This is a genomic window from Sphingobacterium sp. JUb56, from assembly GCF_014191365.1.
In the GTDB taxonomy this organism is placed as follows: domain Bacteria; phylum Bacteroidota; class Bacteroidia; order Sphingobacteriales; family Sphingobacteriaceae; genus Sphingobacterium; species Sphingobacterium anhuiense.
Window position 1 is genome coordinate 1898878 of the sequence record NZ_JACHWL010000001.1, and the last position, 22556, is coordinate 1921433.

Here is a 22556-nt window from a genome sequence, read left to right on the forward strand (position 1 = left end):
GTAATTAAGCACATTACTTTACTAGGGCTTTGTGCTTTTTCATTCATCTTTTAGGGTATATCGTTACGATATACCCTTTTTTGTAAAGGTTTGATTCATAATTTTGGGTTTTTAATAAATTAATATACTGTCTTGTTTTTCTGTGTAATGTAAATTGACACCTGTTTTAATTAACAGGTCAAGTAAATCTTTACAGGTTTTTTCCTCAAATACACCCGTAAAAGACTCATTCATGAGTCTTTCATTTTCTATGACAATCGTTTTATTGTACCACCGTTCCATTTTTTTTGTCATAAGTTCCAATGGATCATTTTGAAAAACAAGCTTATTTTTAGTCCAAAGAATATCCAGTTGTTCACCGTTTGTAGCGGTAGCTTTTTTCATATCAATAATTACTTGTGTGTTATCAGGAGAAGTATTCTGACGATTTTTACTGATACGCATGGCATTGGTCATGATGTTGGTTACTTCGATTTTGTCTCCCGGCAGCATAATATATTGACGATATTTACCATTGTCTTTTATTTGTAGATTGACCTTCCCTTCAATCAATGCTGTTTCCATTTTCTGTTCTTCAGGATAGGCTCTGACATTAAATTGAGTACCTAATACTTCAATTCTGTTGCCATAAGAATCGACTTGAAAAGGTAGATTTTTGTTTTTTGCAACATTAAAGTAAGCTTCACCGGATAATTTCACATCACGGTTACTATGTCCATATGACGTGTTATATTCCAATTGGCTCTCGCCATTCAACCAGATTTCCGTACCATCTTTTAACCTGTAGAATTTACGCTCTCCCTTGGCGGATACAAGTGTGATGCTATCATTACTAGCTACTGGCATATAGATGTAAGTAACTCCTATTGCTAAAATGAAAAATATAATCACTGCTGCTATTGAGAATCTATATTTTCGCACTTTACGTTCAGGCTCTATTGGTTGTGCTATTACAGGTTCTTGGGAAACAGCAGCAGACATAAATTTTTGCTTTGATCTTTCGTAGCGTGTTTCTTTGGGGATTGTTTTTTTTCCAGATATACTTTTGCTCTGTGTTAGAAAGAGATAGAGATCGATTCTATTTTCATCTTCAGCCATTAGACGATACAGCTCATCCAATTCTGAACCCGAAATCGACTGGTTCAAAACTTTATGAATCAATTGTAAATATTGCTGATCTGCTGATGACATATTCATGGTTTAATAGCAAGACACATGAAAAGAGCAAAATCCCCAATACGATATGTTATTTTTTTGCTTTTAATAGAAAATATAATTTTTCGATTGCAATCTGCATGTGTCTGTCTACTGTTTTGACTGCGATACCCATGCTTTCGGCCGCTTGTTTATAGGTCATCTGGCAGTCTTTTACCAAAAGAAATGCTTCTTTGGTTTTTGGTGATAATTGATTGATTGCAAATTCAATCTCTTTGGTTTTCTCGGTAGATATTAGAAGTGCTTCAGGAGATAGGTCGTCGATTAAGGTATTACAATGCAGTTCAACAGATTCGTAACGAACTATTTTATTTCGTAATAGATTGAGACATTTATTTTTTGTTGCCCGGTATAAGTAGGCAGACACTGATTTGATCTCCATAAGCTTTGGACCCATATTCCAGATCTCCCAAAATACTTCGCTAGCGACATCTTCAGCGTGACAATCGTCTTTAACAATGGATAAGGCATATTCCTCCAGAATTTCTAAATTTTTAATGAAGAACTCCTTAAACACATATTCATCACGCATAATGGCGATTTTATGTTTTTGCTCTTCACTAAAATCCTTAATATCGTACATGTTTATGGTTCGTTGATTGGCTTGACTAATATAAACAAATCATACATAAAACGTTAACAATTGAAAAAATTTAAAGAATTTTACTTCAGCTTCCCGACTGAATTTCTGAACCGCTGGAATAATTTAAGAGATTTGGTAATAACTACCAAAAGCAATACTAAACTTTTAAATGAAAACATGTCCACTTGATTTAATATCTTTTGATTTGATTAATAATCTACGTGTTTAAAAAGGTGTTTTAAACATTTTACTTCTTAGCAACAACCTAAATATTGCTGTTATACTTCATATTGTATGATGCATGAATCTCTTACTATTCGATTTTCAAAAAGTTGAAGCAAAATACGGCATCAAAAATAAGGTCATATAAAAAGCCGTTTGGTCATTCCAAACGGCTTTTATTTTAATACTATCTTATTTATATTTTTTTGGTACCGCTACAAAAACAAAAAACTATAAAGATCACTACTTAACAGAGATAAAGGTCTCTACCTCTGCCTCAGGACCATCATTGTATTTTTCACCATGTACGGTAAAATCTGCTTTGTAGGCTCTTTTTGAATTAAATTCTTCATCACCCCAAATGCCCAACCAAGTATTGAATACGGCTTCTGGCATCTTTCCTTTGGACACAAATTCAGCATATTCTCCCCCTTCGATTACTAGACCGACAAGTCCTTCTGGAACCACCGTTAACGTACTTACTTCATATCCGATAATGGTATCGTAATGGCCTGTAAAATCTGTTTCATAATTTGTATAAACGGCATAGATGTCGTTATTTATCTTTTGCTCGAATTGATGTATGGTTTCATCTTTCCAAAACTTTTGCCATAATAATTCGATATCATTTGCAGATTGTCCATTTTCATTGGTAGTTCGAATGGTCATACCGATAATCTTCTTTTCTTCAATAGTAATGTTGTTCATTTTTTGATTTTTAATATTTAAACGAAGATAACGATGACGGGTGACAGCGGTATGTCAGCAGTAATAGCCACATTGAATTAAACTTATAGCCGATAAAAGGAATCAGATATAGAATGGTACGCTATTAATTTGCATCTAAGTAAAAGCACCATACAATTTGAGGTGTATGATGCTTTTTATTTAATAATAGAAGGATCGTTACGACTTCTATGCCATTAATGGATCGCTTTTCGCGTTTTGTCCAACTTCAATACGTCCTGCAAATTGCTCGAAATAGTTCAAGTATCCAGTACAGCTTACTTTTATATCATACCAAAAATGCTGTTTGGATAAATCAACTTCGGCAACCGAGGTCGAACCGGCACGCACCTTAATGTTACGCTCCGGTTGTCCATAGCTGTTATCGTGAAGCCATACTTCAACCTGACTGTCTTCATGATTCGCGATCTCAACCAGCAATCGGCCTGTAAATCCTTTACCTTTTTTATCGCGTTCATAACGACAAGAAATTTTAATTTTTGGGTTTTCTTTACCTCCAGCAAATCTTCGGAAAAAACCATTGGGACCGTAAACGCTTAATTTATAAGCAGGCTTTTCGAAGGCTTCTAATGACCAGCTATCCTGCAACCGGTCTCCTGCAACGGTAGCATAATTCCAACTTCTTCCTTGTTCATTATGATAAGAAGTTTCGCTGTAAACGGTAAATGCTGCTCCTGCTGATGCAGTACCGAATATGCGATTTGAAGACTCAAAGGAGATCTTATATGCTACATTTTCTTGATCAAAATATCCATCAACATAGAGTTCGTAAGGTAGTCCGGATGAATCTCTATTCCCTTTCTCCTGTTTCGGGAAGTTGGGCGAAGTTCGAGGATCTTGCTCTATCTGCTCTATTTCAGCTTGATTTAAGACTTTAAATCCTTTGGGCACATCTTTATATTGTGCTTGATGAATGCTTTTAATAAATGGCTTTTTCTGAACGAATTCGGGTTTTGCTATAACTTCCCCTTTATATGGTCTGAAAGCGGAGGTTAAATCTCCACAAACGGCCCTCCTCCATGCTGTAATATTAGTCTCTTTGATATCAAAACGTGTTTTGTGATTAATGAACCGCTCTAAAAACTGTAATGGTGAGGTGTGGTCAAACACCTGTGAATTTACCCAACCTCCACGGGACCATGGAGAGGCGATGATCATCGGTACACGATACCCAAGGCCGATGTTACTTTCACGGCCGCTTTCGGGATGATATTGCTCTTCTTTTGTTACATATTCCAACCGTGTGTCGATGCCTTGAGAAACTTTACCTGAATCTTGACGATAAGGGTTTGGCGCCGCAAAAGGTGCCACATGGTCAAAATAACCATCATTTTCGTCATAAGTAAGGATAAAGATAGTCTTTTTCCATACTTCTGGATTTTTGGTTAAGATTTCCAGAACTTCACTGACATACCAGGCTCCGAACCAAGGTGAATCGGGGTGATCCGAGAAAAGCTGCGGTGCCGTTAGCCAAGATACCGTAGGCAGTTTGCCACTGTCCACATCTTCTCTAAACTGATACAAGATATCACCCTTCGGTATTTGGAGTTGGCGGGTCTCATCGCCTTCTTGATATTCCATCTGCTCGAGCTCCATATAGTCTGGAGCAGCACTGTTATTCACAAATGCACGTCGATGGATTTCTTTTGTGTATGCGCTTAACTTTTCAAAGTTTTCGTCTGTATACAGCTCTTGCTCTTTTAAGGTTTCTTGCAGCCGCTTTTGCAATTTCTCATACTCTTCCCCAGTTACAATATCTTTTTCCTTTAGCTCTTCAAGTTTTGCGTCGATCTGCTTTCGTTTTTCAATCAATAGATCTTGATAACGCTTGCTATATCTGACAGCATATTGAGGAAAATATTCCATTACATTACACCCAAAATTCCCCAACCAACTGTTTTCTTGACCACTATAACCGGCACTACTGGACGATATTTCATTTTGATAGATTTTCCAGTCCACCCCGCTATCTGTAAGGCGTTCAGGAAAAGTTTTCCATGTGGCTTTACCACTGAACTCGGAATCTCCGTTCCACACCAGTGCTTTATCGGTCAGTTTTTCTCTGATATTGCCTGTCCAAAAATAAAGCCTATTGGGATTGGTGCCTGTTAGACTGGAACAAAAATGTTGATCGCAGATGGTAAATGCGTCAGCCATTGCATAGTAGAAAGGTATATCTTCACGCGTATAATGGCCCAATGTTAAGGGCATTTCTTTAAAATCTTTAAATCCGGAACGTTTGACATCCAGCCAGCGATCCATTTTGCCATGATTGCGGGCATCGGTCTGGTCTGTCCAATTGTGTGGCAGACAGCCCATCCAAGTGACTTTAGAATCTTTAATATCCAGTCGAAAAGGAGCATATGTTTTACCATCAGCTTGTGTCTGTAACCAGACTTTCTGGTTATTGGGCTGCCGGATAGCACGTGGATCGTTAAATCCTCGAACTCCCCTTAGGGTGCCAAATGCATGGTCAAATGATCTATTTTCTTGCATAAGTAGCACAACATGTTCTGCATCGTAAAACGTACTCCCTAATTTAGGATCTATAGCCATGGCCTTAGCAATAGATCGAGGTAGCAGTTGCGACAAGGACATACCACCTGTTAGCATCGCCGCTTTTTTTAGAAAATCTCTCCTGTTATCCATTTTATCAATTATTCTTTTAAATGATCATTCTTTAATCAGCCCCATCCATTCAACTTTTCCCTTACTCACAAAAATGCGCCAGTGTCTTCTTAATGTTGTAATATCATGTGAGACTTGAAAATACGAATTATAGCTTGTTTATAATGAACAGCAATTATAAACTAATTATTGGAAATAGAATATTATTTTTTTATCAATTCCATGTTGCTGAGTAATGATGGAATTGGTATTATTATCCATCTTCGTGGTCATAGATTGATTGTAATGATAGAAATAACCAGTTAGACAGGATAGTGAGGCATAAGAAAAAACTAAAGATCATACGGGAGATAACTTTTGGAAATGTGCTTCTTATAGGTGCAAGTGCGCGATAATCTTATTATCTTTAAGATATATCTCCTTTTATAATTTTTTTAGATATACTATTATGTTTACCAATATTATACCATTTTCCGATCAACTAAAAAAATATATTACCTGTTTTACAGTGTCACACCATGGAGAGACCTTTCCTTTAAGGTATACAGCGTTTCCAAATTTGGGCACATGTCTAGCCCTATTTAATCAGACCTCGATATCCATACAGCCCAACAAAGTTACCTTCATAAGAGATGAAACCCATGGACCTGAAATTATTGTATTGGGTAGATTAACACAACCGACACTAATCACGTTTAATGATCCTGTAGACGAAATAGGAATTAATTTTACACCCTGCGGTATCAACTATTTTTTTGAGCTGCCATTTGTAGAAATAGCAGCTCAGTCACATCAATTACTGAGCGAATCCAAATGGTCTAAATTTGCTTCACAACTCTTCGCAATTCCTTTAGAAAAGAGAATTGAAAGCCTCGAAGAATTTCTTTTATTGAATTTAAGCGTACACAAAGGGGATCCATTAGAAAGAATTAATAACAGCACTTCTGAAGTCAATAAATTGACCGTGAAAGAGCTGGCAGCAACCGCCTGTATGTCTGAACGAAATTTCCTACGGTACTTTAAAAAGTATGTTGGTTGCAATCCTTCCCTCTTTAAAAAAATAATTAGATTTAGAAATGCACTTGATGCTCAATACTCGAAAAATACAAACGCATATCATAGATTTTTAATTACTGAAGACTATTACGATTCATCGCATTTCAGAAAAGAATTTGTACAATTTACGGGTTGTGCATTGAGATCCTTTAAAAAAGGCACTTTCCTGCCTGGAAATGGGAGTTCAGTCTTTAAACTGATGTGAAAGTTGTCCGATTTATACCTTTTTAGTTTTTTCCTATCATGTATTTTTGATAAGTAAAATAAGTTGTAATTATGAAAGAAGTATTCCTATCAGTATTAGCACTCATTAGCATAAGCTGTTATGCTCAAAAGCCATTAAATCTGGAATTAAAGAAACAATTGGATACCATTCTAAGAACAGATCAGGGTATAAGGGAATTTTTAGATCCGCAGGTTACGGATGAAAGGAAAGATACCATTGCGCAATTCCTCAATTACCCGAGAGCTTTACTCGATAAAAGTAACTGGAAAATTATGCAAAAAATTGATTCAATAAATATTGAAAAGGTCGAGCATATCATTGAAAAATATGGTTACCCAGGTAAAACATTAGTTGGTGAACCTGAAAATACAGCTGTTTTTTATGTGGTACAGCATTCAGATAAAATCTCAAAGTATTATAAATTAATTGAAAATGCAGGAAAGAATAAAGAATTACCTTTTCGGTATGTTGCTATGATGCTGGACAGAAAACTTACTAGCGAAGGAAAAGAACAGATATACGGTACCCAAGTATATATGCAAATGGTGAATAATCCAAAAACGGGTAAAAAAGAGCCATTTGAATATGTAATGCCTATTAAAGATGCTAAAAACGTAAATAAGAGACGCAAAAAAGCTGGTTTTGATTCTACAGTAGAAGAAAATGCACAAAGACTCGGGGTGGTTTATAAAGCATATACACAAAAGCAAATAAATGATGTTATTAAAAATAAGTAAACGTATCTTTAACTGTTAACATGAGTTTCTTTTAACGAATGATTAAACACTAATTGTTAACTGATTATGAGAAGAACTAAAGCTTATGCAAAAAAAGAATATCGCATTTTTGTTGGATTACTTTCAGTACTATTTGTCCTGTTATACAGTTCCTGCAGTTCAATATCTCCGAAATATTTAGCAAAAACTGCCGATGACTACACTGTTTCTAAAATAATATCCCAAGAGGTCTACACCTTTGATAATTTTCCACTGAAAATAGGGAACCGAATAAATCCCATTCTGGAAAAGAGTTCAAAGGAAAATGTTGACTGTTTCTGGAATTTCATTGAGCCGGGTTATTATAAACGGGATAGCCTCCAATTTCTTTACAAAACTTCATTGGAATTAATTAGCAAAAATAAAATTCATTTTAAATTGATTGATACTGGGGGTAATGTTTTGCGGAAAAAAACAATAAAAATCAAATCGGAACCACAAAACTTTATCTCGCTTCGAAAGACAGATGTGGACATTTACATTTTATTAAATAGATTTATCTCGACAACATCCTGCTTCGCCATAGCTAAAAATGGTGACTTAATCGTACCAAGTGAAACCATAGCAGGTGGTTTTCTCGTGTTTTTTCCTTTTGCAGGAAATCAGGATATTGGTACGAATACGTATAAAAGAATCTACTTAGATTCCAATGATTAATTTACAACCATCCTCCAAACTCATAAAACACCCGTTTGGTGATCCCAAACGAGTGTTTATTAATAAGTTTATCAGCTCTTAATCTCGCTGTTTCAAATCTGAAACCCAGATATTGGCTGTACCATAAGTAGAAGGTTCGGCGCTTGCTTCTATCTCCAGTAATCCACCTTTATCAAGTTCTTCATGATGTATCCAAATTCTGTTGATATCTTTACCATTTAGCAAAATCCGTTTGACATAGCTATTTTTATCACTGTAGTTGAGCACCTTAATCTTAAGTTTCTGCTCTCCACGCTGTACAACGATCTCTGGAAATAAAGGGACGCTGACATAATAAATAGGCTGTCCGATCAAAGGCTGATGTAGGCCCAGTGCCGTCAATATAAACCAACCTGACATGGCGCCGGCATCGTCATCCATGGTACGTACAAATGCTTTAGGTTGGTTCTTGTAGATTCGGTCTATGAAGGGATCTATACCACGGCTATTGTCATTAAAGTAATATTGTATTACCGTATCCAGCGCCAGCTCCCGTATCAATGATTGATAGCGTGATGGCTTACTGCTGCCATAATAGGATATGGGTGACTGTATATCGGGTTCGTTGGCACGATTAAAATAATGATGATCAAAAAAATCATCCAATTGCGCAGTGAATGTTTCTTTACCTCCTGCCAGGTCTACTAATCCCTGCATATCAAAGGGTACATTCCAGCGGTATTGACGGATTGTACCTTGATACATATTTCTTGCTGACATACGGTCTACATCCGGACGATTAAGATCCTTGAATTCTTTTAACCAAACTGTTCTGTAACTGTTTGCTCGGTCCAGGTAATGCTTACGTTCTGCCTGGAAAAGACCTGCCATAGCCCACATATCATAAGCAGCTTCTAAATATTTATCTGGTTTTGAAAAATCAAAACGCAGCGTGTCGTGCACCAAAGAGTCACGGATTGTGGCTAAATGTATATCATATCCCTTTTTACTGGCATCTAGCAACACTACCGCAGCATGTTCTGTCCGAACGGAATTCGCAGGTTCATTTGGTCCTGCAAAATCAAATTTTCCATAACGATAAAGATCTGAAACCGAAGAAACAATATTCTGATATTGCTGTGGATAGAGTAGTTCTAATAGAGGTAGCTGTGTTTTGTAATTGTCCCAGATAGCCCATCCATGATAACGTCTGCCTTTGGACTGGTGGACTTGTCCATCTGTGCCTCTATAGTTACCGTCTGATTCATTGATCTGATAGGGTGACTGAAGGGTACGATAAAGCAAGGAATAGAAAAGCTTCTCGCGATCAGGATCTCCTTTAACTATAATACCCATCAGATAGCTTTCCCAGCGATTATCGGAAGCAGTTTTTACCTGATCATAAGTTTTATTGCTATTAATGTTTAAAGTGGCCTCAGCATAATTTGGACTTACAGCAGAAAAAGCGATCCGTAATGTTGTTTTTTTTACCTGTTTGTCCAAATGAAGAGTCAGGTGATTATCCCTTCCTATCCAAAGGTTGCTGGATGTGGCGGAGATTGCATAATGCACGCTGTAAATACCTACACCACAGGTTGTTTTTGATCTGACAGTTCCTTTGATGATACCATTCTTATCAATGGTATAGCTATTGGATACAAATGCACCATTGAATGCATGTGCAAGATCTAATGTCAGTCCTTTTTCTCCTTCGGGAAAAGTATATTGATGAATTCCAAAGTTTTCATGCACTGCAAATTGTGCTTTTATACGACCCTTTAATGCAATGTCATAATATCCCGGTCCTGCCTTTTCCTGCTCTTTAATCAGAGGTTTGCCATCATCCTGAAGTCCTAGAAATGGCTTTATCAAAATGAGACCTCCGCTCCCCTTACAACCCACACCTTCAAATCTATTGTGGGTAAATCCCAATATTTCTTTAGCGAGGTGCTCATACCCCATATGCAACGTGGGATAGGTTTGAGGAGCGATACTCATCTGATGGAAAGGTGAAGATGCGGCCGGAGATAGCTGTCCGTGATCTCCAGAAGATCCAAGAAATACATTTGTCAATTCAGTCTTTGTCTGAGCGTGAAGTGCTAAAAAGGAAATGAATGACATTAAAAAGCTGGTCGATAATTGTCTCAAGTATTTTTTCATAACGCTGTTCACAGGTCTCAAAAAGAGACCTGTAAATTACTATAATTATGGGGTTAGTAATGGAAATATATAAAAATTGAAGAAAGAATCAGAAACAGCTAAGGATCTAACGGTTCATCCGGATCTATGGTTAGAGATTCTATACGCGGTTTAAACTCCATAATGACATCACTGATGCGTTTTCCAAGCTCATACGGCACATACCCTAATTCCCGCATGCAGCGATCGGTCATATTTTGAACAGCATCGATATGTGGTACACTGCTATTAACGATTGCAAATTTATCTTTCGGAAATCCATAAGTCAACAGGATACGGGCAGTATTACGCAGGTTAGTGGTGGTATGGCGTGCATGTGGATCAATCAAAATTGCTTCTTCGGGCACACCGAGTACCTGCATCAGGTATTTTTTCATCTCCAGCGCTTCGATGTAGGGGGTCTTATAGGGATGTACACGTCCGCCTGAAACTATAATAAAGGGAGCTAATCCATCGAAATAACTGCGAGCTGCCATTCTGGAACGCAACATCCCGCCGGGACTGATTGGTTGACCGTATTGATCTGGTCCTGCTCCTAAAGTCAATAACAGGCTATAAGGATAGCGGTCAAAATCTGTTCTTCGGATCGCTTCGTATGCTTTCTTATTCTCCAACTGCATCAAAGGTTCCAATTGTGCCGCGTCCCATCTTTCGTTAACTTCCAATAGCCTAACAGCTGTCCAAAGTGATTCGTAGAATGCTAACTTAGGTTGCTGTACATCTTTGAGAACGTCCTGTGCCACATCTTTGAGCAAGTGTAGATATGATTTACTGGTAATATTAAAAGAAATAGAATCTATACGCGGATAATTAGGTTTCTTAGCTCCGGCATAAACATCGATCACATAGTTCATTGCTTCAAGATCCTGTCGCAATGCGCGAGCAAGGTATTCATCGGCTTTCTTTCCATGTGAAAGCCCATAGGTCTGTGAATCCATCAGCCGATTGCGGAAGGATTGCCCTTTCTGGCTTTTGGTGTTAGCAACAAAAATGTTCACTAAAAGATCAATCTCCTGTTGTTTCCATTTGAAGGCATCCACAAAGCATGCTACGTCTGCACATTTAGTATTGTTGAGGTAGCGGCTATGCCGTTTTTTTAGTAGATTTTGAACTTCAGGCAGAGACAATAATTGTCCAGTCAGTACGCTATCTTGACTTAGAATAAAAGAGGCATAATAGTTTTTGGCGATCACCCAATCTTGTGGGCTTCTATCGCTATGAAACTCCTGGCCCCAGGTTACATTCGAAAGGCATGTAACTAGGACCAGAAGCCATATTTTTATCGTATTGATCATAAGAGTAGTTTGTCACTAATTTAGTATCCTGTATTTTGATACATCTTTTCAGGATTTAGCTTATACTCGTCAAATGGTATCGGATAGTAGCGATCTTTAATCGAAATATTGGATAACTTGGCATTACCATAGTCGGCCTGACTCTTCTTTTTAAAATATTCGACCAGTGCATTTGCATCATAATTACGGATGAGATCAAACCATCTGTGATTTTCAAAGGCAAGTTCTACACGGCGTTCATGCAAAATAGCCTCTTTCAATGTCGGGTATTTGGCTGCGTAACTGGCATTAGTCCTTGAAACTGCATATGATGGTAAGCCTGCTCGAAGCCTAACCTCGTCGAGCAAAGCAATAGCTTCTGCATCTTTACCCAAATTCATCTTCGCTTCTGCAAGGAGCAACATTACGTCGGCATAACGGATCAGTATCCAATCATTTCCTCCTCTTCCTTCGGTTCCTGCACCTTCACTGTTATCTCTAAATTTGGTGATAAACCAATCTTTAACTTGTGCATGTTCGGCAAATTTGATAGAAAAAATCTTGCGCAGATCTTGATCTTCATAATCTTTTACAAGATCATGCTTAACATTGCCTCCGATACCTGTTGATATAAATTTCGAATTGATGTTTTCTCCTCTCGCCTGATTATTGCGTGCGATACTTGAACTGTAGTTTTGGTCACCTTGCAGATACTGAATCTGCATTACCAATTCTTTACAGGTACTTTTTTTGCTAACATCGAAGACTTCCGTATAAGGAATCTCCGTAAGCTTGCCAAATGTACGCATGCCGTATGATGCTGTCAGATATTGCTCTGCTTTTTGAAAATTAGTTTGTTTATCGCCTGCCAAGGTTGCTCCCATAGTCAGATAAACCTGTCCTAAAATAGCATTGATGGCTGCCTTGGAAGTTCGCCCTACAGCATACTGCCACTGCACATTGGGCAGGTTGCTGTTCAGAGCATCAGTTAGATCTGTTACGATCTGCTGATAAACAGTAGCTTCTTTTTGTCTATAGGCAATTTCGGCCGCTTGCTCTTTAGTCGTGATCTCGACCGTTGACAACGGAATATCACCGAATTTACGTACCATATGAAAATATAAAAGTCCTCTCACAAACTTGGTCTCGGCAATGTAACGTTCTTTCACTGCATTGTCTGCAAATGTTACACGGTCTATATTGGACAAAAGTGTATTGCAGCGTGCAATTCCATCGTACATCGCTGACCAATGTGTTTTGATATAGGAGTTACTGGGTAATATGGAGAAATCATTAAACTGGAAGGGTTCTCCTGCATTGGACTGGTTATCATCGCGTCCGGTATTATCCGAACGCTCTTCGCTGTAAAGTGCACTGGACTCGCCAATGGTGCTTCCGGATCGCAATGCTTGGTACAAACCGTTAACAGCTAACAATACATCGTTTTCTGACTTAAAATATGTGCCGACAGAAACCGTATTGGGGCTTTCCTGATTTAGGAAATCTTTATTGCAAGAGGATAATGCGAGAAGAACAAAGGGTAGTAAATATCTTTTTTTCATGATAGTCGATTTTTTAAAATGTAACTTTTAATCCGAGATTGAATGAACGTACCAATGGGTACAGACCGTAATCAACACCTGGAGTCAGATTGCCGCGTTGATTGTAATCGGGTTCGGGGTTGTAACCTTTGTATTTACTGATGGTAAATGGATTGTCGACACTCGCGGATATCCGAATGCCCGAAAGGGATAACTTGTTTGCAGTTGCACTTGGAAAACTGTAACCCAGGATGATATTTGTCATTCTAAGGAATGAACCATCTTGTAGGTAAAATGTTGACAGACGTGTACTATTACTTTGGGTTCCACCACGTGAGGCACGATATACTTCACCATTACCTGGATTTGAAGCTGATCTATAGCGCTGTGCAACATCTGCATATTGATTGCCTGACCCTTCCATATTATACAGGTAATAATCGTAGCCATCCAAAACTTTGTTGCCTTGGGATCCATTGAACGAAGCTCTTAAGTCAAAGTTTTTATACCGTGTACTGATCGCAAATCCATATGTAAAATCGGGATGTGGACTACCGATAATACGTTTGTCTTCATCGTTTACAATACCATTACCATCTACATCCTCAAAATAAAGATCACCCGGTTGCAATGGATTTGTTGAACCTGCAGATGGGGCAACACTTTTATAGTTCTCTTCGGTAGCTACTCCCAACACTTTGAATCCGTAGAACATGCCGATTGGACTGCCTTCTTGGGTAATATGTGTGATGTATGAGCGCTCTGCCCCATTGGTCATAATGGTAGAACCTCCACCAAGATCAAGTACTTTATTTCGGTTGACATTGATGTTACCACTGATACCTAAATCAAAGTCCTTTTTACGGATCAAGGTAGCATCGATCTGAAGGTCAAACCCTTTATTTTCGACTTTACTATTAGGCAGATTGGTCAATATGGTCGTCGCTCCCGATACTGCGGTGATCGGCTGATTGAATAGCATATCGGACGAACGACTCAAATAAATATTGGTCATGATATTCAAGCGACCCCGGAGAAGTCCCAAATCCAAACCAGCATTGTATTGTGAGGTGGTTTCCCAACCTAATTTCGGGTCACGTATATCTCCTGGCGCTAATGAGGTTTCCACTTTATCACCAATGATCACACCTGTGGGTGAATTGTATGTAGTGATGGCATTATAATCGCCAATATTGTTGTTTCCACTTTTCCCCCAGCTTGCCCTCAGTTTCATCATCGATCCCGCTCCTAACCAAGCATCATAAAAATCTTCTTTGGAAATTGTCCAGCCCGCAGATACGGAAGGAAATGTTCCCCATTTAGTTTTGGGTCCAAACCGGGATGAACCGTCGGTACGGAATGACGCGGATAGAAAGTATCTGGAGTCATAGCTGTAATTGACCCGGCTAAAGTACGACTGCATTGTTGTTATCCTTTTGTAAGCGTCACGCAACTGAAAATTTGACGGATCTGCTCCTTTATTGCTAATCTCATCGATTGCATCATTCTGAAATCCGTTGGCGCGAACAGACATATAGTCAATATCTGTCCTTTGGGCTGAGTAACCTAAAAGAGCAGTCACTTGATGGTTTTCTGCAAATGTCTTACTATAATTTAAGGTCGTTTCGATGAGCTTATCGATCTCACTTCGGGTAGTGGCATCGGCATAAGCTGCTGCTTTTGCAGAATTTGAAAAGGGTGCGTTATTACCATTTGAGATACTTGTCGGTCGATAATAATCGTGTTTCTCGTCGTAAGTTGATAATCCACCGTTCACTTTTAGGTTAAGACCATCTATAATGGAGAAATCTGCAAAAGCATTGTAAAGTCCACGCTTCCCGCGTCTATTATTTTTGATCTCAGTGACGTAAGCCAACGGGTTTTCCGGATTCTGGACACCATAGTTATTGGCCGAAAGATCAGCCATTAAAAATTTGGCATAGCTACTATCCTCATTATAAACCGGTAGCGTGGGTAAATAGATCAATGCGGCCATGGAAGGGCTGCTGTCATAGCGGCCTGTGGTGACCTCATCGTTATCATTATACGTGAAAGATACATTGGTACCTACAGTGAGCCGCTTGCTGACCTTGGCATCGACATTGGCTCTAAAATTAAAAACCTGTTGTCCAGTACCCAACATAATACCGTCTTGATCTTGATATGATGTACTTAAAAAGTATCTATTTTTGTCATTTCCTCCGTATGCGGATAAGTTGTGTCTTTGAAAAGGTGCATTGCGATAAAGCGCATCCTGCCAATCGGTATCATACTTTGCTTTCTTAGCAAGTCCTGTCGAAAAATCGTAATACTCTTCTGGAATAGAAACAGAACCGGCATTGCTTACACGGGCGACGCGGTCGGCATTGCTGTCTAAGCGCATATTATCATTCCAAGTCAATCCTCTACCAGTGACCAGGTCTTTGTAGGCATTATTTCTTCCATCGATCAATAAATCAATAAATTCGGCCGCATTTAGTAGATCTATCTTTTTTGATAATTGTCCGAAACCGCCTAATACTTCGTAATCTATATTACTACGTCCCTCTTTACCACGTTTGGTGGTAATAAGAACCACACCTCCTGCAGCTCTAGAACCATAGATCGCGGCAGAAGCGGCATCTTTGAGGATATCGATGGTCTCAATATCATTGGGATTGATATTTAAGTTATTGCCTGAAGGATATCCATCAATAACGTACAAAGGATCTGAACCTGCATTGATAGATCCTATTCCGCGTACCTTAATTTTGGTTCCCTCATAGGGTGCACCGCTGGTTTGCATGACTTGTACACCAGCTATTTTGCCGACTAAAGCTTGCGACAGTTTTGGTGATGTCAGGTTGAGCTCATCTGCTTTTACACTGGCAATAGCTCCTGTTACATCGGATTTGCGAACTTTCTGGTATCCAATGGATACCATCACTTCTTCGAGCTGTTGCCCTTCTGAAACCATCTTAATCTGAAAACCACTTTGAGCAGTAATGGTCTGTTGTGTGGTGGTATAACCGATGAACCGGATAGAAATGGTATCTCCTACTTTTCCGTCCATCACGAATCTACCGTTATGATCAGTCTGATAATCTTGTTGAGTGCGCAAATTTCGGACAGTAGCGCCAATAATGGGCTGACCAGCTTCATCGATCACGGTTCCGGATAGCTGCTGTTGAGTGTTCAGTTCACTTTTCAGCAATGCTATTCTTAAATTGCTTGCTTCTGTAGGTAGTGAATGGCATGTAAGTGGTAATAACAGCCACAATAGTCTAGATGATTTAAAGTACATGAGTTTTGCCTTTACAAATAAGATTGATTAGCGGCAAAGCTATACGTTGCGTGTTAAATAGGGATTACCATAAGCTTATGAAATGATTAACAATCGTGTGCGTACCACTTAAAACATACTGTCCACAATAGAACAAAACAAGTCTTAATGATCGTGCATAACATGAATTTAAACTTATTCCTTAATTTTGAAATTCAAACCAACACACGGCATGGGAAATAAGAAAGTAAAAAAGGTTGTAGTAGTACCCTATACTGTAGATTGGGTTACTGAATTTGAAAAACTTAAATCCGTTTTCCAAGATTATTTGAAAACGCTAATATGTAACATTGAGCATGTGGGCAGTACCGCTGTACCTGGTCTCTCCGCAAAACCTATTATCGATATTGATATTATCATCAGCAATAAAGAAAAATTTGATGAGATCAAAAGTACACTTAAAAAACTAGGTTATACTTATTGTGGTGAAATGGGTATTCCTGGAAGAGAGGCCTTTAAAAGAGATGACCAATTAACGCCTATGGATGGTTCCGGCTACCTCTGGTATGAACATCATTTATATGTTTGTGTTGAAAATAGTGAAAGTTTAAAAAATCATTTATTGTTAAGGGATTATCTCCGCGCAAATCTGAATGAAGCACAAGACTATGGTCGATTAAAAACCGAACTAGCGGCAAAGTATCCTGATGATATTGATCATTATGTAGAAGGAAAAACAGTCTTTATTCTTCAAATTTTGAAAAAGTCAGGTTTCGATCAAGAAGTCTTATCACAAATAGAACTGCAAAATAAGGCTATGAAGTTATAGCATATGTAGATCGAATACAATTCTACTGTCTAATATCGTTTAATTTTCTTTTTTTATTTGTGCTTAATATCTGCGCGAATATCCCAAGCGCACACACTGCTGTTGATAGCAGAAAACTTCGTAAACCTATTTCTCCTATAGAAAATAGAACTATACTAACGGTTTCTAATAAAATATAAGCTACAATAATGATGTTCGAATATTTATTCAAAATGTTATCATTTGGACTGTTCAATCAATTTAGTTTACCAGGATAGCGCTCTACATCATTTAGAAAAAATAACAGACCAGTCAAGGTAATGATCTTTCGTCGAAAAAGACACCTACAATTATGATCAATGATAACCTTTCTTCTCTTGACCGTGTTTATTAAATTGTAATTGTGGTTTACAGTCTTAAGATAGGCATCATTTTTTATTTTAATAATATTAATAGTGCAAAAATATATTTCCCGGTTTAAAAACTATGTGGTGAGATTCTATAGTGCATTGCAAAAAAACATTAGAATAAATCAAATTAGCAGTAGTAAGGATAATTTTTTTTGATGATTTTCACATAAGAGAATTCTTACATAAATGTAGTAATATCGTTATGCTTGGTCGCGCGTATCTTACTCATTCGCATTACGAAAACTTTAACTGTTCGATCTTGTGGGTTACAATAAAAACTTCGCTGTAATGATTTCTTATTTTTTATATTGAAAAAACATACAACCTTGTTATGAAACCAATTTTTGCAAAAGTAATGGAAACGCTGGGGGAAGATTTGTTTGCAGTACGGGTAACACAGCAGCAAGCATTCTCTACCGATTATCATTTTCATAAAGAATGTCAATTGACTTATATTGTGCAGAGCCAAGGTAAACGTTTAATTGGTGATCATTTCGATTATTTTATAAGTGAAGACCTCACCTTAACTGGGACGGAGCTCCCTCATGTATGGTATACTGATGTTCTTGAATCGGACAAGGAACATCATGCTCATTCTATTGCCTTGTTTTTTGATCCGGACCGTTTAGTGGAAATCTTATCATCATTTCATGATACTGAGAAATTACAGGCATTTTTGCTTCTATCTAAAAGGGGGATACGCTATGAAGGAAAATGCAAAGAGCAGATCAAAAAATTATTGTACAAGCTTCTGGATGCTCAAGGATTGAAAAGAATAATTATATTTCTGCAAATCATCGAAAAACTACAATATGCATCGGACAAAAATGTTTTATGTCACATTGACTACTCAAATATTCACTTTCCTAACAACGCTCTAAAAATTGATAAGATAGTTCAATATGTACTGACCAATTATTCGAGAGAAATCAGTTTAGAGGAAATCGCTCTAGCAATGAATTTAAGCAAAAATGCTTTCTGCCGTTATTTCAAAACTCAAACTCAAAAAACATTTGTGCAATTTGTCAATGAAGTACGCATCATGCAGGCATGCAAATTAATTGTAGAAAATCAACTTTCAATACATAGAGTTGCTTACGATTGTGGTTTCAATAGCTTATCAAATTTCAATAGAGTCTTTAAGACGATTAAAAACCAAACTCCCAGTGAGTTTAAAAATGCTCTTTATGAAGTGACTACGATTTCATGAACTCGTATTACAAACTGCTTCTTAAATTCCATCTCTTCTGCGTTTAAGAAAATAAACAGGGAATTATATAAACTCCCTGTTCTTTAAATTCTTTACAATGGTTCTGCCTGTATGCAAAACCATTGTAAAGAATGCTGATCGTATTAAGCATTTACAACTTCTTCCAAAAACACAACTCCCTCGAAACAAGCATTAAAAATTGCCTTCAATTCTTCTAAAGAAGGAACACGTGGATTGAATCCTGTACATGGATCTACCAGTGCATTTTGAGCAATAAAATCCAAATTTTTCTCCCAAAGTTCTTTTGAAATACCAAAATCTTTGATGGAAGCTTTGTTATTCACTTCAGAGCGTAAACGTTCAATAGCTTGTGCTAATCCTTCTGCTGTCTCTTCACCTACTATTTTCGCTAAATCTGGATAACGTGTAGTTTCTTGGGCATTATAACGGATTACATTGGGCAGAAAAATCGCATTGGAAGCTCCATGAGGTATTCCATATAATGCTCCTACCTGATGTGATAGCGAGTGTACAATTCCTAACCAAGCGTTATTGAAAGCCAAACCGGCCATAAATGAGGCATCATGCATATTTTGACGTGCTGTAATGTTATCCGGATGAAGGACAACTTCGCTAAGATTGTCAAATACAAGCGCTAAACCGCCTTTTGATAATGCATCAGCATAATTGTTTTCAATGTTGGAAACATAAGCTTCAACACAGTGGGTCAATACATCAAGACCTGTATTTGCTGTCACATGGGCAGGCATAGACGCGCAGATTTCTCCGTCAACAATAGCAATATCTGGTGTAAGTTCGTAAGAAACAACCGGATATTTGACACCTTTCTCACGATCTGTAATCACAGCAAGGCCTGTTGTTTCTGTTCCTGTACCGCTTGTTGAGGGAATCGCTATGAATTTGGCCTTATTTCTTAAAACCGGAACTGTAAAAGGTTTTATAATACTATCAAAATCAATATCAGGATATTCGTAAAAAACCCACATGATCTTAGCGGCATCAATAGCAGAACAGCCTCCCAATCCGATAATCCAGTCGGGTTTAAATGCTTGAATCTCCGCTGCTCCCTTTAAACAAGTTGTTGAAGAAGGATCTTCTTCAACGCCCTCGAAAACACTTACTTCTACCCCTGCTTCTGCAAGAAATGAAATGGCTCTATCCAAAGTACCACTTTTTTTCATCGAGCTGCCACCGGTTACGATTACAGCTTTTTGACCTTTGATATTTTTCAGCTCTTCAAGACTTCCAGCACCATGGAAAACCTCACCTGCAATAAATAATTTACTCATGTTTATATTTTTTTGTACTTGACAAAAGTACATGAGCAGGAATTACCACTGTTATACAAATGGGATTATCCGTTATACATTTGCGACAGTTCCTGCTGCAGCTGTGTAGGTGTTTCTTTTAATTTGGAGCGCACAAACTTGTTCAATGCTGATGGCGAATTAAACCCTAGATCAAAAGCTATCTCTTTGTGTGCTAGATCGGAAAACATCAATTGCCTTTTAATTTCCATTAAAATACGATGATGAATAGTTTGAATAGCTGTTTCACCGCAATGTTTTTTGGTGATGGCATTTAATTTTTTTGTCGTTATCATCAGTTCCGCCGCATAGTACTGAACTGTACGATGTTGTTTGTAGTGTATATTCAACAATTTCTTGTACTTGATATAAATGGGCTTATCGCTAGTTTCCTGATACATTATGGGATGTAAACCATGGACAGATTCAATTAATCCGAGTAGTAAAATTTTAATATAAAATCTGGCTTGCTCCTTTTTAACTAGAGAGGGGTTCTGATAAACATCTTGAATAATATTGATCATCCCGAGACTCCGCTGAAAATCTGCTGCGGCAAGCATCGTGCAATTGAGCTGGGTGGAAAGGTTAACATTGTATGTACTCAATTCATTTTTCAAAATATCGGAACAGAATAATATTTCTTCAAATAGGATGATCTTACCTTTTAGATCTATACTTTGATTTGCGATTAAACTCACCTGCTCTGGAAATATCACGGCAATCTTACCTGATTTTAGTGTATGGATTTTATCTTCTACACTCATTTGCATGGTCCCATTTTCAATCACGTAGATGCAAAAGTGATCCTTCTTATGCGCTATTGTATATTGATCCAAATTTTCTTTGGTTAAATCAAACACTCTAAAAGACAGATCCTGGTCTTCCTTCTTTTGCTGATTATCTTTTATTTTTAACTTCTTCAAAATCCTTCGCTTTGTTTCTGATACATCGGGGCGGTAAATCTAAAAAAACTAATGACACTTAAACGTAAAAAATTAAAACGTCCTCGATTCAAAGGATACGAAATTAAAAAAGGAAGCGTAGCAACTGATCTGATGATTTCATCTTTACCTTATAATAGTATATAGTACTTTACGTCAAAAACTAATCATACTACTAAATTCATCCTGCCATAAATTCCCTATCGTTGAATCTTTGTCTTATTTTATACCGATATGTAAAAAATTAGTGCTTAGCAGCATAAGATAGATCAAATTGTTAAAAAACTAACCCTAGTATTTCGTAAAGTCATGATCAAAATCTGAATATCGATTTCCAAGTAGCGATAACTAATTAAATCATTCGTAAAAAAAACATAAAATGTAAAGAAGTTATTTATCTTTGAATTTCAAATCAATAACATGATAAATAAATTACCCTTGATAGCGCTATGTTTATTTCTATTTGCTTCATGTAATAAAGCAAAGGAAGATAATCTAATCACTCACGAAGAAAAAATCAACCCTTATTTTACAGGTATAGATCTATCTAATACTGCTCATATAGATTGGAGAACTAAGGATCTTACAGACAACTATTATATGCTCGGCTACGGTTATGATATTACGGGTAAATATGCGCATCCTGCATCTACTAGAAACAAAGTAATCGATGTTGAAGCATTTGACAAGGATGGTGGAACGATCTTTCAAAGTTTCAGTTCAAGCGGTGGTCCTAAATTAGAAATAAGTGGAAAAAAAGAAACATGTATCCAGACGATGGGGCAAAGAGCGGGGCTTAGCAGCGAGGAGCTTGCTAAATATAAACATATTTTTAGAGAGACTTTCAAATCAGCATTTAAGAATGATACAACATTTAGATCAATAGATTATGAAGGGGTTTCTCAAGTACTAGTATATGCTACTTTTGGAATCTTTGAAATGGATCTCAATGAATTTCAATCTAAGTATCTAACCTCAGCGTTTAAAAATGATCTGGAGACAAAAACAGCCAAAGAAATAATAGCTCTTTATGGAACACATGTTTTAAAGAAAATTGATGTTGGACAACGAATGGATTACCTCTATCGTCATAATCAAGCGTCTAATGGAAGAAAGTGGTTTATACCAACGATGTATAAATATTTTATGCCCACCCCTTCTACTTGGACAGAAACACCGAAAGAAGCCGCTCCATTAAAACAGAATTTAGCTGTTGAACTGGTTGGAGGAAATAAACTAGCGCCCAATTTTTGGATGATCGATGTCACGAATTACACCGGAGAAAAAATTGTTTCTCAGGAATGGAATAATATTTCGAAGACTGCTCCTACCCTGGTTGATTTTTTTAAAAAAGATGGTGTAATTCCAATCTATAAGTTTGTAAAAGACGAAACAAAAAAACAAGCGCTTATCGAAGCTTACAATGCATATCTAGGGCTGTAAGTATATATAAACTCGGCTAAAAGATAATCTGCGAGCTCATCTATTTTAACG

At 37.5% G+C, this 22556-nt stretch carries 16 protein-coding genes; 6 read left to right on the forward strand and 10 right to left on the reverse strand.

Annotated features, from left to right (window positions below):
* Positions 1-111: 111 nt before the first annotated feature.
* From FHR29_RS07985 to FHR29_RS08000, 4 genes are all read right to left on the reverse strand, one after another.
* Complete coding sequence (locus FHR29_RS07985; RefSeq protein ID WP_183913640.1) at positions 112-1197, reverse strand: FecR family protein; 1086 nt, start codon at positions 1195-1197, stop codon at positions 112-114.
* Positions 1198-1246: 49 nt separating this feature from the next.
* Positions 1247-1798 (reverse strand): RNA polymerase sigma factor, encoded by a 552-nt coding sequence (locus tag FHR29_RS07990; protein WP_168126385.1) that lies wholly within the window; start codon positions 1796-1798, stop codon positions 1247-1249.
* Positions 1799-2263: 465 nt separating this feature from the next.
* Entirely contained in the window at positions 2264-2728 is a 465-nt protein-coding gene (locus FHR29_RS07995) for a GyrI-like domain-containing protein (RefSeq protein WP_168126384.1), read from the reverse strand.
* Positions 2729-2935: 207 nt separating this feature from the next.
* Complete coding sequence (locus tag FHR29_RS08000) at positions 2936-5416, reverse strand: phosphocholine-specific phospholipase C (RefSeq protein WP_183913642.1); 2481 nt, start codon at positions 5414-5416, stop codon at positions 2936-2938.
* 427 nt (positions 5417-5843) lie between these two features.
* On the opposite strand from FHR29_RS08000, the gene FHR29_RS08005 reads away from it, so the two are divergent.
* The 3 genes from FHR29_RS08005 to FHR29_RS08015 all read left to right on the forward strand — a co-directional run bounded on the left by FHR29_RS08005 (position 5844) and on the right by FHR29_RS08015 (position 8110).
* On the forward strand, positions 5844-6656 hold the full coding sequence (locus FHR29_RS08005) for an AraC family transcriptional regulator (protein ID WP_168126382.1): 813 nt from the start codon (positions 5844-5846) through the stop codon (positions 6654-6656).
* Between the two features lie 71 nt (positions 6657-6727).
* Complete coding sequence (locus tag FHR29_RS08010; RefSeq protein WP_183913644.1) at positions 6728-7414, forward strand: DUF6624 domain-containing protein; 687 nt, start codon at positions 6728-6730, stop codon at positions 7412-7414.
* Between the two features lie 66 nt (positions 7415-7480).
* On the forward strand, positions 7481-8110 hold the full coding sequence (locus FHR29_RS08015) for a hypothetical protein (RefSeq protein WP_183913646.1): 630 nt from the start codon (positions 7481-7483) through the stop codon (positions 8108-8110).
* A gap of 78 nt (positions 8111-8188) precedes the next feature.
* Here the strand turns inward: FHR29_RS08015 and FHR29_RS08020 are convergent, their stop codons facing one another.
* The 4 genes from FHR29_RS08020 to FHR29_RS08035 form a co-directional block, all read right to left on the reverse strand.
* Positions 8189-10249 carry a glycoside hydrolase domain-containing protein gene (locus FHR29_RS08020; RefSeq protein WP_221197825.1) on the reverse strand — a complete coding sequence of 687 codons (2061 nt, stop codon included), beginning with the start codon at positions 10247-10249 and terminating at the stop codon, positions 8189-8191.
* 98 nt (positions 10250-10347) lie between these two features.
* Entirely contained in the window at positions 10348-11583 is a 1236-nt protein-coding gene (locus tag FHR29_RS08025) for a YdcF family protein (RefSeq protein WP_183913648.1), read from the reverse strand.
* 20 nt (positions 11584-11603) lie between these two features.
* Entirely contained in the window at positions 11604-13124 is a 1521-nt protein-coding gene (locus FHR29_RS08030) for a RagB/SusD family nutrient uptake outer membrane protein (protein ID WP_183913650.1), read from the reverse strand.
* Between the two features lie 13 nt (positions 13125-13137).
* Positions 13138-16386 (reverse strand): TonB-dependent receptor, encoded by a 3249-nt coding sequence (locus tag FHR29_RS08035; protein ID WP_183913653.1) that lies wholly within the window; start codon positions 16384-16386, stop codon positions 13138-13140.
* Between the two features lie 211 nt (positions 16387-16597).
* Here FHR29_RS08035 and FHR29_RS08040 point away from each other — a divergent pair, with 211 nt between their 5' ends.
* Both FHR29_RS08040 and FHR29_RS08045 read left to right on the forward strand, forming a co-directional pair.
* Positions 16598-17194, forward strand: coding sequence for a GrpB family protein (locus FHR29_RS08040; protein ID WP_183913654.1), 597 nt, complete (start codon positions 16598-16600; stop codon positions 17192-17194).
* Between the two features lie 720 nt (positions 17195-17914).
* The gene (locus tag FHR29_RS08045; RefSeq protein WP_183913656.1) at positions 17915-18793 is read left to right on the forward strand and encodes an AraC family transcriptional regulator; all 879 of its coding nucleotides are present in this window, start codon (positions 17915-17917) and stop codon (positions 18791-18793) included.
* A 143-nt stretch (positions 18794-18936) separates the two neighbouring features.
* Here FHR29_RS08045 and FHR29_RS08050 read toward each other — a convergent pair whose 3' ends face one another.
* Positions 18937-20103: an iron-containing alcohol dehydrogenase gene (locus FHR29_RS08050; protein ID WP_183913658.1), complete on the reverse strand. Its 1167-nt coding sequence runs from the start codon at positions 20101-20103 to the stop codon at positions 18937-18939.
* 65 nt (positions 20104-20168) lie between these two features.
* The gene (locus FHR29_RS08055) at positions 20169-21044 is read right to left on the reverse strand and encodes an AraC family transcriptional regulator (RefSeq protein ID WP_207898399.1); all 876 of its coding nucleotides are present in this window, start codon (positions 21042-21044) and stop codon (positions 20169-20171) included.
* A gap of 438 nt (positions 21045-21482) precedes the next feature.
* On the opposite strand from FHR29_RS08055, the gene FHR29_RS08060 reads away from it, so the two are divergent.
* Positions 21483-22505 carry a hypothetical protein gene (locus FHR29_RS08060; RefSeq protein ID WP_183913661.1) on the forward strand — a complete coding sequence of 341 codons (1023 nt, stop codon included), beginning with the start codon at positions 21483-21485 and terminating at the stop codon, positions 22503-22505.
* The last annotated feature ends 51 nt before the right edge of the window (positions 22506-22556 follow it).

Bases quoted from the DNA above. Each gene is read 5' to 3' on its own strand.
- FHR29_RS07985 (WP_183913640.1), bottom strand. From the start codon at position 1,197: ATGAATATGTCATCAGCAGATCAGCAATATTTACAATTGATTCATAAA.
- FHR29_RS07990 (WP_168126385.1), bottom strand. From the start codon at position 1,798: ATGTACGATATTAAGGATTTTAGTGAAGAGCAAAAACATAAAATCGCC.
- FHR29_RS07995 (WP_168126384.1), bottom strand. From the start codon at position 2,728: ATGAACAACATTACTATTGAAGAAAAGAAGATTATCGGTATGACCATT.
- FHR29_RS08000 (WP_183913642.1), bottom strand. From the start codon at position 5,416: ATGGATAACAGGAGAGATTTTCTAAAAAAAGCGGCGATGCTAACAGGT.
- FHR29_RS08005 (WP_168126382.1), top strand. From the start codon at position 5,844: ATGTTTACCAATATTATACCATTTTCCGATCAACTAAAAAAATATATT.
- FHR29_RS08010 (WP_183913644.1), top strand. From the start codon at position 6,728: ATGAAAGAAGTATTCCTATCAGTATTAGCACTCATTAGCATAAGCTGT.
- FHR29_RS08015 (WP_183913646.1), top strand. From the start codon at position 7,481: ATGAGAAGAACTAAAGCTTATGCAAAAAAAGAATATCGCATTTTTGTT.
- FHR29_RS08020 (WP_221197825.1), bottom strand. From the start codon at position 10,249: ATGAAAAAATACTTGAGACAATTATCGACCAGCTTTTTAATGTCATTC.
- FHR29_RS08025 (WP_183913648.1), bottom strand. From the start codon at position 11,583: ATGATCAATACGATAAAAATATGGCTTCTGGTCCTAGTTACATGCCTT.
- FHR29_RS08030 (WP_183913650.1), bottom strand. From the start codon at position 13,124: ATGAAAAAAAGATATTTACTACCCTTTGTTCTTCTCGCATTATCCTCT.
- FHR29_RS08035 (WP_183913653.1), bottom strand. From the start codon at position 16,386: ATGTACTTTAAATCATCTAGACTATTGTGGCTGTTATTACCACTTACA.
- FHR29_RS08040 (WP_183913654.1), top strand. From the start codon at position 16,598: ATGGGAAATAAGAAAGTAAAAAAGGTTGTAGTAGTACCCTATACTGTA.
- FHR29_RS08045 (WP_183913656.1), top strand. From the start codon at position 17,915: ATGAAACCAATTTTTGCAAAAGTAATGGAAACGCTGGGGGAAGATTTG.
- FHR29_RS08050 (WP_183913658.1), bottom strand. From the start codon at position 20,103: ATGAGTAAATTATTTATTGCAGGTGAGGTTTTCCATGGTGCTGGAAGT.
- FHR29_RS08060 (WP_183913661.1), top strand. From the start codon at position 21,483: ATGATAAATAAATTACCCTTGATAGCGCTATGTTTATTTCTATTTGCT.